Source organism: Streptomyces sp. NBC_00582 (genome assembly GCF_036345155.1).
Taxonomy (GTDB): Bacteria; Actinomycetota; Actinomycetes; order Streptomycetales; family Streptomycetaceae; genus Streptomyces.
The window spans coordinates 8477763-8491459 of record NZ_CP107772.1; the positions used below are offsets into that span (position 1 = coordinate 8477763).

Sequence of the window (13697 nt, forward strand, 5' to 3'; positions counted from 1 at the left end):
CCCACCCCCCGACAACGGATCCCCCACAGTTTCGGAGCGACCCCCTGTGACGCCTGAACACCCCACGACGACCGGACCCCGCGATCTCGCCCTGGACCCGCCGCCCGGCTGCCCCGCCCACGCCAAGGGGCCCGGCGGACTGACCCGGCTCTACGGCCCCGGCGCGGAGGACCTCGGCGCGCTCTACGAGCAACTGCGCGAGGAGTACGGCCCCGTGGCGCCGGTCCTGCTCCACGACGACCTGCCGATGTGGATCGTCCTCGGCCACGCCGAGAACCTCCAGATGCTGCGGACGCCCTCGACGTTCACCAAGGACACCCGGCTCTGGGCGCCGCAGCGGGAGGGCAGGGTCAGGCCCGACCACCCGTACATGCCGCACATCGCCTGGCAGCCCATCTGCGCCCACGCCGAGGGCGAGGAGCACAAGCGGCTGCGCGGCGCGGTCACCGCGGCCATGGAGACCCTCGACGAGCGCAGTGTGCGCCGGTACATCTACCGGGCCACGCAGACCCTGGTCAACCGCTTCTGCGAGGAGGGCCGGGCCGACCTGGTCGGTCAGTTCGCCGAGCACCTCCCGATGGCGGTGATGTGCCGGCTCCTCGGCATGCCCGACGAGTACAACGACAAGATGGTCGCCTGCGCCCGGGACGCCCTCAAGGGCAGCGAGACCGCCGTCGAGAGCCACGGGTACGTCGTCGACGCGCTGAGCCGGCTCACCACGCGCCGCCGCGCCCAGCCCGCCGACGACTTCACCAGCCATCTCATCGCCCACCCGGCCGGGCTGACCGACGACGAGGTCCGCGAACACCTGCGCCTGGTCCTCTTCGCCGCCTACGAGGCCACGGTCAACCTGCTCTCCAACGTGCTGCGGATGGTCCTCACCGACCCGCGCTTCATCGCCCGGCTCAACGGCGGAGAGATGACCGTGCCGGAGGCCGTCGAGCAGTCCCTGTGGGACGAACCGCCGTTCAGCACGATCTTCGGCTACATCGCCAAGCAGGACACCGAGCTCGGCGGCCAGCGCATCCGCGAGGGCGACGGGCTCTTCTTCGCGCCCGCCCCCGGCAACGTCGACCCCCGGGTGCGCCCCGACCTCTCCGCCCACATGCGGGGCAACCGCTCCCACCTCGCCTTCGGCAGGGGCCCGCACGAGTGCCCCGGGCAGGACATCGGCCGTGCCATCGCCGACGTGGGCGTCGACGCGCTGCTGTCCCGGCTGCCGGACATCCAGCTCGCCTGCGAAGAGGACGACCTGCGCTGGACGACGTCGATCGCCTCCCGGCACCTGGTGGCGCTGCCCGTGGACTTCGAGCCCAAGCCGCAGCAGGACGTCAAGCTCAGGCCGACCCACGCGGCGGTCGTCCCGCCGCAGCGCGCCTTCCGCCCGCTGCACATCGACCCGCGGCCGGCCACCCCGGCGCCCGAGCCGAGGTCTGCCCCGCAGCCCGAGCCGCCCGCCCCGCAGCCGGTCCACCGCCCCGGCGCCTGGCAGCGGTTCCTGTCCTGGTGGCGGGGGTACTGAGTCACTGCCCCCGGGCGGCTACGCGGCCCAACGGGCGTACGACGTCCAGGACTCCAGCACCCGGCCACTGCGCAGCCGATGCTCCACGCCCGTGACCGGATCGGTGAACTCCAGCTCCCGCGCCAGCAGTTGCAGCGGGCGCCGGAAGTCACCGGCCGGCCGGGGCTCGGTCACCTCCGGGTAGAGTGGGTCGCCGAGGATCGGCACGCCCAACGCGGTCATGTGGACGCGCAGTTGATGGGTCTGCCCGGTGTGCGGGACCAGGCGGTAGCGGGCCAGCCCGTCCGCCCGGTGCTCGACCGGTTCGAGGTCGCTGACCGCGTTCGGCTCGCCCGGCACCTCGCGGGCGGTGAGAATGCCGCGCTCCTTCACGATCCTGCTGCGCACGGTCACCGGCCAGGTGCGCGCCGGGTCGTACGGGGCGACCGCCTCGTACACCTTGCGCACCCGCCGGTCGCGGAACAGCGTCTGGTAGGCGCCGCGTTCCTCGGGCCGCACCGTGAACAGCACCAGCCCGGCGGTGAGCCGGTCCAGGCGGTGCGCCGCGCCCAGGGCGGGGATGCCGAGCTCCCGTCTGAGCCGGGCCAGCGCGGTCTCGGTGACATGACTGCCGCGCGGGGTGGTGGCCAGGAAGTGCGGCTTGTCCACGACGACGATGTGCTCGTCGCGGTGCACGACCTCGAGCGGGAACGGCACCGGGACCTCGGCGGGCAGCTCCCGGTGGAACCAGACGAACATGCCCGGCACGTAGGGGGCGTCCGGCGCCACCGCCGTCCCGTCGGCGCCGACCACCAGCCCGGCCCGCAGCATCCCGTCGACGACCCCGTCCCCGGCACCGCTGAGCCGCTCCACCAGATGGTCGCGCACGGTGGCCCAGTCCCCCTCCCCGGGCAACCGCACCCGCACCGGATCCACCCCGTCGCGCTGCGGCAGGGGGGACGGCGGAGGAGGGGGACGACGTCTCATCGGGGTCCAGGGTACGGGGGCGGGGGAGGGGCAGGGGGTGGGGGCGCCGCCCGGGTGGCGCCCGCCGGGGGCCTGGCTCGGCGCCCGGGGCCGGAAAATCCGTTGGCCCGGCAGGGTGCCCTTGGCAGGATGCGCAGCATGCCCTTCACCGCCGGCTTCGTGCTGCCCGCCGGGACTCTGTCCGGCTCCCCCCAGCCCGTCCTCGCCACCGGGGACGGACTGGTCCTGCGTCCCTGGCGGGCCGGGGACGCGCCCGTCGTCCACGCCGTCTTCCAGGACCCGCTGATGCACCAGTGGCACATCAGGTCCGCCGAGTCCCTGGAGGAGGTCGCCGGCTGGATCGAGGAGTGGCAGACGGCGTGGAGCGGTGAACGCAACGCGCAGTGGGCCGTCGTCGACGCGGACACCGACCGGGTGCTCGGGCGGGTGGCGCTGCGCGAGATCCTGCTGAGCGAGGGGACGGCCGAGGTGGCGTACTGGACCGCCCCCAAGGCCCGCGGCGGCGGCATAGCGGCCCGCGCCACCACGGCGCTCGCCCGCTGGGCCTTCGACGAGATCGGCTTCCACCGCCTGGAGTTGATGCACGCCACCGGCAACAACGCCTCCTGCCGCGTCGCCGACAAGGCCGGTTTCACCCTGGAGGGCACCAAGCGCAGCGCCGTCCTCCACCAGGACGGCTGGCACGACATGCATCTCCACGCGCGCGTGCAGGGCGACTGAGCCGGCCGCCCTCCACGCGCGCGTGGCTGCCCGCTAGCTCGCCGGTGTCCGGGCGCGGTAGGCGCGGAAGGCGACGCCCGCCACGAGCGTCGCGGCGAGGAAGAGCACGGTGAACCACTGGAAGTACCAGTGGCCGCCCGCCGGGTCGTACACCGCGGCCCGGGGCCAGGCCAGGTTGACGGTCATCAGCAGGCCGTAGAGCAGCGCGAGGGCGTTGACGGGGACGCCCCAGCGGCCCAGGGAGAACAGCGGGGCGCCGGTCTCGTCGGTGCCGGCCGAGGAGAACCCGCCGCGCAGCCGGCGCACCAGCAGCGGTCCGGTGACCATCGCGTAGGCGAGGTACAGCATCACGATGCAGGTGGTGCCGATGGCCAGGAAGGCGTCCGGCGAGGCGAAGTTCAGCAGGAGCAGGGCCGCCGCGAGGACGCCGACGACGAGGGCGGGGGCGCTCGGCATGCCGGTGCGCGGGTTCACCCGGGCGAGGCGGGCGGAGAAGGGGAGTTGGCCGTCGCGGGCCATGGAGAACAGCATCCGGCAGGCCGCCGTCTGGATGGCGAGGGTGGCCACCGCGATCGCGACCACCACGTCCGCGAGGAGCACCTTGCCGACGCCGTCGCCGAGGCTGCTGGTGAGGACGTAGGAGAGGCCGTCGACGCCGAGGCGGCCGTCGGTGAGGCTGGGTGCGGCGAGCAGTCCGCCGAGCACGATCAGTCCGCCGAGCAGTCCGGCGGCGCCGAGCGCGGTGAGGATCGTCCGGGGCGCCGTACGGCGGGGGTTGTGGGTCTCCTCGCTCATCTCGCCAGCGCTGTCGAAGCCGATCATCACGTAGGCGGCGGTGAACGAGCCCACGAGCAACGCCCCGAACAGGCCGTCCCCGGCGGCGCCCTCGGTGTGGAAGGTGATGGTCGGGGTGCGCTCGGAGTGGGTGAGCAGCAGGACGACGATCAGCACCGCGCCGATGATCTCGGCGGTCACGCCGACCCGGTTGACCACGGACATCACACGGTTGTCGACGAGGTTGACGAGTGTGGTGAGGACCAGCAGGAGGACGCCGAGCAGCGCCGCGTTGGCCGCGCCGTCGGGGGAGACGGGCGAGGGGTCGGTGCCGATGAGCTGGAAGCCGGACCAGATCGCGGGCAGCACCATCTGCAGGGCGAGAGCGGCCGCCGCGACGACGACGATCTGCCCGATCACCATGATCCAGCCCGCGAACCAGCCGAACGACGGCGTGGACAGGCGTGACGACCACTGGTAGATCGCGCCGGAGATCGGATAGCGGGCCGCCAGTTCGGCGAAGCAGGCGGCGACCAGCAGCTGCCCGACCAGCACCACCGGCCAGGTCCAGAAGAAGACGGGGCCGCCGAAGGCGTACCCGAAGGCGAAGAACTGGAAGACGGTGGTCAGGACGGAGATGAAGGAGAACCCGGCGGCGAACGAGGCGTACCGGCCGAGGCTGCGGTGCAGTTCCTGGCGGTAGCCGAACTCGGCGAGGGAGCGGTCGTCGGCGGCGGAGCCGGGCGGGGTGGGGGAGTGCGGCGGGTCGGGGCGTACGTCGGCGGGAGAGGTGGTCGTCACGGCGGCACCTGCCTTGGGCGCGAATTCCTGTCGGGCGACAGAAATTAGGGACGCCCTGTTTCGCGGGCGTCACGCCGTCGTGTCCGGGACGGGCCCAACTCCTCACGCTCTCCCGCCGGAGCGCTACGCGGCCGGGGTGGCGTCCTCCTGCTCGGCCTCCACGCGCGCGTTCCACTCCCGCTTGGAGGCCTGCCAGCCGTCCTCGTTGTGGCCGAGGCGCCAGTAGCCGGAGATCGAGAGGTCCTCGCGGGGGATCCGCCGGTCGACGCGGAGGAGCCGGCGCAGTTCCTTCACGGCCGCGGCCTCGCCGTGCACGAACGCGTGGACGCGGCCCTCGGGGAACTGGAGCGCCTCGACGGCCTCGACGAGCCGCTCGCCCACCGGCCGGCCGTCGCGGTGCAGCCAGGTGACCTCGACATCGGAGTCGATCTTCTGCTCCTCCTCGGGCCCGTCGACCTCGATGAAGGCGTGCGCCACGGCACCGGAGGGCAGCGACTCCAGGGCGGCGGCGATCGCGGGCAGGGCGCTCTCGTCACCGGCGAGCAGATGCCAGTCGGCGTCGGTGTCGGGGGTGTAGGCGCCGCCGGGGCCCATGAAACGGACGGTCTCGCCCGGCTGGACGCGCGCCGCCCAGGGACCGGCCAGGCCCTCGTCGCCGTGGATGACGAAGTCCAGGGTCAGCTCACGGTGTTCGGCATCCCAGGCCCGCACGGTGTACGTCCGGGTCACGGGCCACTGCTCGCGCGGGAACTCGGCGCGGATCCGCTCCATGTCGAAGGGCTCCGGGTAGGTCACGCCCTCGGGGCCGAAGAGCAGTTTCACGTAGTGATCCGTGCAGGTGCCCGCCGAGAACTCGCTCAGACCCTCGCCGCCGAGCACCACGCGCTGCATGTGCGGGGTCAGCCGTTCGGTGCGGACGACCTGCGCGGCGTGGGGCTTGCGCGGCTTCCGTGCCGGGCGTTCTGCCATGACGGCCTCCCATGTTCTATGGTTAGGTTTACCTAAGTTAGCATCTCTTCCCCCGCTGATGCCCTCCCTGCGGCGAGAACATTGCTTACGCGCCCAGCGTGAGCAGCAGCCGCTGCAGCGACCCGCCGAGACCCCAGCGCTCCGCGAGCCCCTCCAGTGTCGCGCCGTCCCTCGGGCCGTGGGGCAAAGAGATGTCCACGTCCGGCAGCGGCACGTCACCGGCGACCCGGACCACCTTCGGCGCCACCGCGACGTACGGCCGCGCCTCGTCCAGCCGCTTGCGCTGCGAGGGTGTGAGCTTCGCCCCCGGGTCGTCGACCGCCGCCATGATCCCGGCCAGGTCCCCGAACTCGGCCAGCAGCTTGGCCGCCGTCTTCTCCCCGATGCCCGGCACCCCCGGCAGTCCGTCGCTGGGGTCGCCGCGCAGCAGCGCCAGATCCGCGTACCCCCTTCCGTCGACTCCGTACTTCTCGCGCAGCCACGCCTCGTCGGTCGTCTGCAGCGTGCCCACCCCCTTGAGGGGGTACAGCACCCGCACCCCGCGCGCGTCGTCCACCAGCTGGTACAGGTCGCGGTCGCCGGTGACGATGTCGACCGGGCCCGTCGCCCGCGCGGTGAACGTGCCGATCACGTCGTCCGCCTCGTAACCGGCGACGCCCACCCGGGCGATGCCGAGCGCGTCCAGCACCGCCTCGATCACCGGCACCTGCGGCGAGAGCGTGTCCGGCACCTCCTCCTCGTCCGGGCCCGCCGGGCGTTCCTCGGCCACCCGGTGCGCCTTGTAGGAGGGGATCAGGTCGACCCGCCACTTCGGGCGCCAGTCGGCGTCCATACAGGCCACCAACTGCTCGGGCCGGTGGTCCTTGACCAGGCGGTCGATGAAGTCGAGCAGTCCGCGCACGGCGTTCACCGGCGTACCGTCCGGGGCCTTCACGGAGTCCGGGACGCCGAAGTAGGCGCGGAAGTAGAGCGAGGCGGTGTCGAGGAGCATCAGTCGTCCGGTCACGCCTCGCATCATGCCCCACGGGTGCCCCGGTGACCGGCGGGTATTCACTCCCGTGGCAGGTGTGAACATCTCCCGCACGGCCTGTGAACTGGGACACTCGCGCGTTTGGCCCACAGGGGCCAGGGCAGGCGCGGCCCCGGAGCGGCATCGGGTTGCACCAGCACACGCCGACGCCCTCCCGGCCTGTCCCCGAACGAGTAGGTGAGCGTGTCAGCGAGGCTTGAAGCCGAACATCTCTTCAAGGTGTTCGGCGGACGACAGAACCAGGCGAACGAGGCGGTCGAGCGGCTCCGTGCGGGAGCCTCACGGGAGGAACTGCGCGCCGACGGCACCACCGCCGCCGTCATCGACGCCTCCTTCCGCGTGGACCCTGGCCAGATCTTCGTCGTCATGGGCCTGTCCGGCTCCGGCAAGTCCACCCTGCTGCGCATGCTCAACGGACTCCTCGAGCCCACCGCCGGACGCGTCCTGTTCGACGGCCGGGACCTCACCGCCCTCGGCGACCGCGACCTGCGCGAGGTCCGCGCACGCAAGATCAGCATGGTCTTCCAGCACTTCGCGCTCTTCCCGCACCGCAGCGTCCTCGACAACGCCGCCTACGGTCTCGCCGTCCAGGGCGTCCCCCGCGCCGAACGCGAGGAACGCGCCACCGAGGCCCTCCGGCTCTGCGGCCTGGCCGGCTGGGAGAAGTCCTGGCCGGACGAGCTGTCGGGCGGCATGCAGCAGCGGGTGGGCCTCGCCCGCGCCCTCGCCACCGACGCCGACCTGCTCCTCATGGACGAGTCCTTCAGCGCGCTGGACCCGCTGATCCGCCGCGACATGCAGGACCAGCTCCTCACCCTCCAGCAGACCCTGAGGAAGACCATCGTCTTCATCACCCACGACCTCAACGAGGCCATGCGCCTCGGCGACCGCGTCGCCGTCATGCGCGACGGCCGGATCGTGCAGACCGGCACCGCCGAGGACATCCTGCTGCGCCCCGGGAACGACTACGTGGCCTCCTTCATCCAGGACGTCGACCGTTCCCGGGTGCTCACCGCCTCCGCCGTCATGGAGCCCCCCGTCCGCGGCGACGAGGCCGACTGCGGCTGCGAGACCGCGACCCCCGACACCCCGTTCACCACCCTGTGCGCGCTCAGCGCCCGGCTGCCCCACCCCGTCGCCGTCCTCGACGGCGAGCGAGGGCTCGTGGGGGTCGTCCCCCGGCGTCGACTGGTCGGACTCCTCGGCGACACGGACGGCGAACCCGGGACGTGCGACCACCGGGAGAAGGTGACCGCCCATGCCTAGGCTGCGCCTCGGCGACCGGGTCGACTCCGGCGTCGACTGGCTCGTCACCCATCTCTCCTGGCTCTTCGACGCGGTCAAGACGGTCGTCGAAGGCATGTACGACGGCATCGACGCCGTGCTCACCGCCCCCGAGCCGCTGCTGCTCGCCGGCATCCTCGCCGTGCTCGCCTGGTGGCTGCGCGGCCTGGTCGCGGGTGTCCTCGCGTTCGGCGGGTTCGCGCTCATCGACTCCCTCGCCCTGTGGGAAGAGGCGATGTCGACGCTGTCCCTGGTGCTCGTGGCGACCGTCGTCGCCCTGGTGATCTCGATCCCGCTGGGCATCTGGGCGGCCCGCTCCAAGGCGGTCGCCGCGGCCCTGCGCCCCGTGCTGGACCTGCTCCAGACCATGCCGTCGATGGTCCTGCTGATCCCCGCGATCCTGTTTTTTGGCATGGGCGTCCCGGCCGGCGTCGTCGCCACCCTGATCTTCGCGCTCGCGCCCGGTGTCCGCATGACCGAACTGGGCATCCGCCAGGTCGACGCCGAACTCGTCGAGGCGGCCGAGGCGTTCGGCACGACACCCCGCGACACCCTGTTCCGGGTCCAGCTTCCGCTCGCCCTGCCGACCATCATGGCGGGCGTCAACCAGGTCATCATGCTCGGCCTGTCCATGGTCGTCATCGCGGGCATGGTCGGCACCGGCGGCCTCGGCGGCGCCGTCAACGAGGCCATCGGGCAGCTCGACATCGGCCTCGGCTTCGAGGCGGGCCTCGGGATCGTCGTCCTCGCCATCTACCTGGACCGGATGACCGGCGCCCTCGGCACCCGGATCTCCCCGCTGGGCCGCCGTGCCGCCGCCCGGGCCCGGACGCGGGTGTGGGCGCACCGCCCGCGGCCCGCCGTCGCCCTCTCCGGTGTGGCCGTCCTCGCCCTGGTGGCGGGCGGACTGGGCGTCCTCGGCCCGTCCTCCGGCAGCGCCGCGGCCTCCGCCACGAACGTCGGCAAGGGCCGTGAGATCGGCATCGGGTACATCCCCTGGGACGAGGGCATCGCCTCCACCTACCTCTGGAAGGAGCTCCTGGAGGAGCGCGGCTTCGAGGTGAAGACCACCCAGTACGCCGCCGGCCCCCTCTACACCGGCCTCGCCACCGGACAGATCGACTTCCAGACCGACTCCTGGCTGCCCACCACCCACGCCGAGTACTGGAAGAAGTACGGCGACCGTCTCGACGACCTCGGCCGGTGGTACGGCCCCACCTCCCTGGAGCTCTCCGTCCCCTCGTACGTGAAGGACGTGAACTCCCTCGCCGATCTGCGCGACCACGCCTCCGAGTTCGGCGGGAGGATCACCGGCATCGAGCCCAGCGCCGGGATGATGGGCCTGCTCAAGGACAAGGTCCTCGAGCGGTACGGCCTCGACGGCGACTACCGGGTCGTCGACGGCTCCACGCCCGCGATGCTCGCCGAGCTCAAGCGCGCGTACGCCAGGAAGCAGCCCGTCGTCGTCACGCTCTGGTCGCCGCACTGGGCCTACAGCACGTACGACCTCAAGAAGCTGAAGGACCCCGAGGGCGCCTGGGGCGAGGGCGACGGCGTCCACACCCTCGCCCGGCAGGGCTTCACCGACGACGAGCCCGAGGTCGGCGCCTGGCTGAAGGACTTCCGGATGACGGAGGACCAGCTCACCGGCCTGGAGGCCCGGATCCAGAAGGCCGGCAAGGGCAAGGAGCAGGACGCGGTCCGCACCTGGCTGAAGGACCACCCCGGTCTCGTCGACCGATGGGTGCCGGTGGCCGGAGCCGGCCACACGGGCCGGGCGGCCGGGTGACCTGACAGCCCCGTCACCGCCCGGAGGGGCGGGTACCGCCGTACGACGCGACGCGTGCGGGGGGCCCGCCCCTCGGCCATGTCCGCAGATGAGACGTCCCTCATCACGGCAAGGATCCGGCCAACCACGCAGAGCCACCCCCGGGCCTGGGGTGATGGGCTTGCGAAGCCCGGGACGAGCGGGAACACTCACGGCCGTTCGCGCATTGAACCGGAAAAGCACAGGGCGAGTGAGCGCCCGGCGACCAGGGCGGCCCGTTCCACTGGCGCGATCTGTGGGGTGGTGTGTCACCTGGTGTGTCCTCGATGTGACGGGCACATGAAACGGTTTGCCGAACATGCGTAGGGTGCAGAGAACTCTTCAGAACCCCGACGGTCTCGACGAGCGAAGGAGGGAGCCGAAGCGATGGGCGACCACAAAGAACAGCCCCTGCGGGTCGGCGCGGCCGTACGGCGGCGACGCCGCTCCCTGGATCTCACGCTCGCCGTCGTGGCCGAGCGCAGCGGCCTGTCGGTCCCGTTCCTGAGCCAGATCGAGAACGACCGGGCCCGGCCCTCCACCGGCTCCCTGGAGAAGCTCGCCGACGCCCTGCGCACCACGGCCGTCGAACTCCTCGCCGCCGCCGACCCGGCCTGCAGCGTGGACGTCGTCCGCGCCGAGACCGAGACCCCGGGCCCCGAACCGCGCTCCCGCTCCCTGGTGCGCGGACACCACCAGATGCACGCCACCGAGTTCACCGGCGACCATGAGGCCGGCCGTGAATTCCAGTACCGCAACGACCAGTTGATGTACATCGCCGACGGTGCCGTGGAGATCGAGGCGGAGGGCCGCGCCTACCGCCTGGGCCGCGGCGACACCCTCTATCTGACCGGCGGGGTCCGCCACCGCTGGCGGGCGACCGTCCCGGACACCCGGGTGGTCGTGGTGGCCGTGGCGGAGCACATCGAGGCCGTGCGGAACCGGAAGCGGTAGTGCGCGTCGTCTCCCTGGTGCCGTCCCTCACGGAGGCGGTGGCCGTCTCCGTGCCCGGCGCGCTGGTCGGCGCCACCGACTGGTGCAGCCATCCGGCCGACCTCGACGTCACCCGGATCGGCGGCACCAAGAACCCCGTCGTCGCCCGCGTCGTCGCTCTCGCGCCCGACCTGGTGATCGCCAACGAGGAGGAGAACCGCGAGCCGGACCTCTCCGCCCTGCGCGCGGCGGGCGTCGAGGTGCTGCTCACTCATGTGCGGGACGTCCCTGAGGCCTTCCGGGAACTGGCCCGGGTGCTCACGGCGTGCGGGGCGCGGTCCCGGCCGCGCTGGCTGGACGAGGCGGAGGAGGAGTGGGCCGCCCTGAAGGAGCCGCAGACCCGCCTCACGGCCGTCGTACCGATCTGGCGCCGCCCGTGGATGGTGCTCGGCCGCGACACCTTCGCCGGGGACGTGCTGGCCCGCCTCGGCGTCGACCACCTCCACACGGACCACGAGGACCGCTACCCGAGGGTCGCCCTGGAGGACCTCCGGGCGGCCGCCCCCGACGTCGTGGTCCTCCCCGACGAGCCCTACCGCTTCACCCCCGACGACGGCCCCGAGGCCTTCCCCGGCCTGCCCTGCGCGCTCGTCAGCGGACGCCATCTGACCTGGTACGGCCCCTCGCTCGCGAAGGCTCCGCGGGCCCTGGGCGAGGCCCTGCGAGCAGCGCTCCACTGAGCAGCCCGCGGCCGGTGCGCACGGCGACGACACCCCAGGCGCCCACGAGGACGACGTACAACGCGACGGCGAGCACGTCGTAGACGAGAAGCCCGGTGTGCCGCGCCAGGACCGCGGCCCCGGTGACACAGGTCCCGACCGGGAAGGTGAACGCCCACCACGTCATCGTGAACCCCATCCCCTCCCGACGGGCCCGCGCCACCTGTGCGCCCGCGAGGCCCAGCCACAGCAGCGCGAACCCCATGACCGGCACCCCGTACAGCACGGCGAACACCGCGTAGGCACGGGCCTCCGGCCCCGGTACGACGCCCGGCGCGGCCTCCGCGAACCGGCCGACGGCGGTGGTGGACTGGCCGAGCGGGCCGAGGACCAGGAACAGGGTCGGGGTGAGCGCGAGCGGCAGCGGACCGCCGGTGAGCAGCCGCCCGAACACCACCGGCAGCAGGGCGAGCGTGGCGAGCAGACTCAGCCCGAACAGCGCCAGACACGCCAGCAGCAGGGTCTTTCGGGCCTGACCGGGCGGCAGGAACGGCACGAGCGCCGGCCCCGACGCGGCCGCCACCATGGGCGCGACGAGCGGCAGCAGCCATACGGGCGTGGGCCGCGCCCCGTGCGGGTGTACGGCCATGACGTACGGCACGGCGACGGCCGCCGCCAGCGCCACGACCGTACCGGCGCCGAACAGCACGGCGTCGAGGGCGACCGCGGGCCCGGTGCCGATCCAGTCCCGCCCGACCGCGAGGGCACCCCCGTCGACGGCGAGCAGGGCCATCGCCAGACAGCCGTGGAAGGGAGCCGTCGCCGGGTCGAGGAGGTCGGCGCGGGCCCGGTCGCGGTGGTGGCGCCAGTGCAGGGCACGGGCGGCGAGGAGGGCGAGCAGCAGGGCGAGGGAGAGGGCCCACAGGGCGGTGCAGGCCGGGCGCAGCCCCGGGGGCCGCACGGGCAGGGCGGCTCCCGCCGTGCCGACGATCGCCGTGCCCATCACCGTGGCGTACCAGTTCGGTCCGAGGTGGCGGACGGACGGGCGCGCGGACCGGGGAGTGACGGGCGGGGGAGGGGCGACGGTGACCATGGCCTCCACGGTCGTGCCCGCCCGACGCGCGGACCAGGGACGACCACGCTATGGGGGCATAAACTCGGCTTATGAGCAACGGTTCCCTCGCGCATCGCGTCCCGGATCTCGGGGCGCTGGAGCTGCTGCTGGCCGTGGCCCGGCTGGGCAGTCTGGGGGCGGCCGCGCGCGAGCTGGGCATCACCCAGCCCGCCGCCAGCAGCCGGATCCGTTCCATGGAGCGGCAGCTCGGGGTGGCGCTGGTGGACCGTTCGCCGCGCGGGTCCCGGCTCACCGACGCCGGGGCGCTGGTGACGGACTGGGCGCGGCGGATCGTGGAGGCGGCGCAGGCCTTCGACGCGGGGGCGCAGGCGCTGCGGGACCGGCGGGACTCACGGCTGCGGGTGGCGGCGAGCATGACCATCGCGGAGTACCTGCTGCCGGGGTGGCTGGTCGCGCTCCGCGAGGGGCGGCCCGACACGGCGGTGTCGCTGCACGCCGGGAACTCGGCGGCCGTGGCGCAACGGCTGCTGTCCGGTGAGGCGGACCTCGGATTCGTGGAAGGGCTCACGGTCCCCTCCGGTCTCGACTCCGCCGTCATCGCCCACGACCGGCTGATCGTCGTGGTCGCACCCGGCCACGCCTGGGCCCGGCGCCGGCGGGGGCTGGCCGCCGCCGAGCTGGCCGCCACGCCGCTGATCCTCCGCGAGAAGGGCTCCGGCACCCGTCAGGTCCTGGACACCGCCCTCGGCGGACTGGCCCGCCCCCTCATCGAGCTCTCCTCCACGACGGCCGTGAAGGCGGCGGCGGTGAGCGGCGCGGGTCCCGCGGTGCTGAGCGAGCTGGCGGTGGGCGAGGAACTGTCCCTGCGGCGCCTGGTGGGCGTCCCGGTGGAAGGGCTGACGCTGGCCCGCGAGCTGAGAGCCGTGTGGCCGACAGGACACCGCCCCACGGGCCCGGCGAGGGACCTCCTCTCCCTGACCCGACACTGACCCACCCAGGAGGCTCCGCCTCGGTCGGGAGAACGGCGGGCCGACTGCGGTTGGGGGGACGAGGGTGAAAAGCGTTGGCGGTCGGCGGTGCGTGGTCGTCACCATGTC

12 protein-coding genes are annotated in these 13697 nt (G+C 73.1%); 7 read left to right on the forward strand and 5 right to left on the reverse strand.

The features are described from left to right. Positions 1-46 precede the first annotated feature (46 nt). On the forward strand, positions 47-1522 hold the full coding sequence (locus OG852_RS38350) for a cytochrome P450 (protein WP_133913452.1): 1476 nt from the start codon (positions 47-49) through the stop codon (positions 1520-1522). 18 nt (positions 1523-1540) lie between these two features. Here the strand turns inward: OG852_RS38350 and OG852_RS38355 are convergent, their stop codons facing one another. Then, positions 1541-2488, reverse strand: a complete 948-nt coding sequence (locus OG852_RS38355) for an RluA family pseudouridine synthase (RefSeq protein ID WP_330350295.1) — start codon at positions 2486-2488, stop codon at positions 1541-1543. A 129-nt stretch (positions 2489-2617) separates the two neighbouring features. Between OG852_RS38355 and OG852_RS38360 the strand changes: the two genes are divergently transcribed. After that, entirely contained in the window at positions 2618-3208 is a 591-nt protein-coding gene (locus OG852_RS38360; RefSeq protein WP_133913450.1) for a GNAT family N-acetyltransferase, read from the forward strand. Positions 3209-3241: 33 nt separating this feature from the next. On the opposite strand, the gene OG852_RS38365 is transcribed toward OG852_RS38360, so the two are convergent. The 3 genes from OG852_RS38365 to OG852_RS38375 form a co-directional block, all read right to left on the reverse strand. Continuing rightward, on the reverse strand, positions 3242-4783 hold the full coding sequence (locus OG852_RS38365) for an amino acid permease (RefSeq protein WP_330350296.1): 1542 nt from the start codon (positions 4781-4783) through the stop codon (positions 3242-3244). 123 nt (positions 4784-4906) lie between these two features. Further along, entirely contained in the window at positions 4907-5752 is an 846-nt protein-coding gene (locus OG852_RS38370) for a siderophore-interacting protein (protein ID WP_133913448.1), read from the reverse strand. An 85-nt stretch (positions 5753-5837) separates the two neighbouring features. After that, positions 5838-6767 carry a 5'-3' exonuclease gene (locus tag OG852_RS38375; protein ID WP_330351570.1) on the reverse strand — a complete coding sequence of 310 codons (930 nt, stop codon included), beginning with the start codon at positions 6765-6767 and terminating at the stop codon, positions 5838-5840. Positions 6768-6965: 198 nt separating this feature from the next. Between OG852_RS38375 and OG852_RS38380 the strand changes: the two genes are divergently transcribed. The 4 genes from OG852_RS38380 (at position 6966) to OG852_RS38395 (ending at position 11546) form a co-directional block, all read left to right on the forward strand. Next, positions 6966-8048, forward strand: coding sequence for a quaternary amine ABC transporter ATP-binding protein (locus tag OG852_RS38380; protein ID WP_330350297.1), 1083 nt, complete (start codon positions 6966-6968; stop codon positions 8046-8048). After that, the gene (locus OG852_RS38385) at positions 8041-9855 is read left to right on the forward strand and encodes an ABC transporter permease/substrate binding protein (protein ID WP_330350298.1); all 1815 of its coding nucleotides are present in this window, start codon (positions 8041-8043) and stop codon (positions 9853-9855) included. Before OG852_RS38380 ends, OG852_RS38385 begins: the two co-directional genes overlap by 8 nt. A gap of 405 nt (positions 9856-10260) precedes the next feature. Further along, a complete protein-coding gene (locus OG852_RS38390) occupies positions 10261-10827 on the forward strand; it encodes a helix-turn-helix domain-containing protein (RefSeq protein ID WP_133913444.1) in 567 nt (188 codons plus the stop codon). Beyond that, entirely contained in the window at positions 10827-11546 is a 720-nt protein-coding gene (locus OG852_RS38395; RefSeq protein ID WP_330350299.1) for a helical backbone metal receptor, read from the forward strand. Before OG852_RS38390 ends, OG852_RS38395 begins: the two co-directional genes overlap by 1 nt. Here the strand turns inward: OG852_RS38395 and OG852_RS38400 are convergent. Then, positions 11458-12618, reverse strand: a complete 1161-nt coding sequence (locus tag OG852_RS38400) for a TDT family transporter (protein ID WP_330350300.1) — start codon at positions 12616-12618, stop codon at positions 11458-11460. The genes OG852_RS38395 and OG852_RS38400 overlap by 89 nt on opposite strands. Before the next feature lie 71 nt (positions 12619-12689). Here OG852_RS38400 and OG852_RS38405 point away from each other — a divergent pair, with 71 nt between their 5' ends. Next, positions 12690-13589, forward strand: coding sequence for a LysR family transcriptional regulator (locus OG852_RS38405; RefSeq protein WP_133913441.1), 900 nt, complete (start codon positions 12690-12692; stop codon positions 13587-13589). The last annotated feature ends 108 nt before the right edge of the window (positions 13590-13697 follow it).

Excerpts from the sequence above, each read along its gene's own strand:
- OG852_RS38390 (WP_133913444.1), top strand. The coding sequence starts at position 10,261 with ATGGGCGACCACAAAGAACAGCCCCTGCGGGTCGGCGCGGCCGTACGG.
- OG852_RS38360 (WP_133913450.1), top strand. The coding sequence starts at position 2,618 with ATGCGCAGCATGCCCTTCACCGCCGGCTTCGTGCTGCCCGCCGGGACT.
- OG852_RS38370 (WP_133913448.1), bottom strand. The coding sequence starts at position 5,752 with ATGGCAGAACGCCCGGCACGGAAGCCGCGCAAGCCCCACGCCGCGCAG.
- OG852_RS38375 (WP_330351570.1), bottom strand. The coding sequence starts at position 6,767 with ATGCGAGGCGTGACCGGACGACTGATGCTCCTCGACACCGCCTCGCTC.
- OG852_RS38400 (WP_330350300.1), bottom strand. The coding sequence starts at position 12,618 with ATGGTCACCGTCGCCCCTCCCCCGCCCGTCACTCCCCGGTCCGCGCGC.
- OG852_RS38355 (WP_330350295.1), bottom strand. The coding sequence starts at position 2,488 with ATGAGACGTCGTCCCCCTCCTCCGCCGTCCCCCCTGCCGCAGCGCGAC.
- OG852_RS38405 (WP_133913441.1), top strand. The coding sequence starts at position 12,690 with ATGAGCAACGGTTCCCTCGCGCATCGCGTCCCGGATCTCGGGGCGCTG.
- OG852_RS38385 (WP_330350298.1), top strand. The coding sequence starts at position 8,041 with ATGCCTAGGCTGCGCCTCGGCGACCGGGTCGACTCCGGCGTCGACTGG.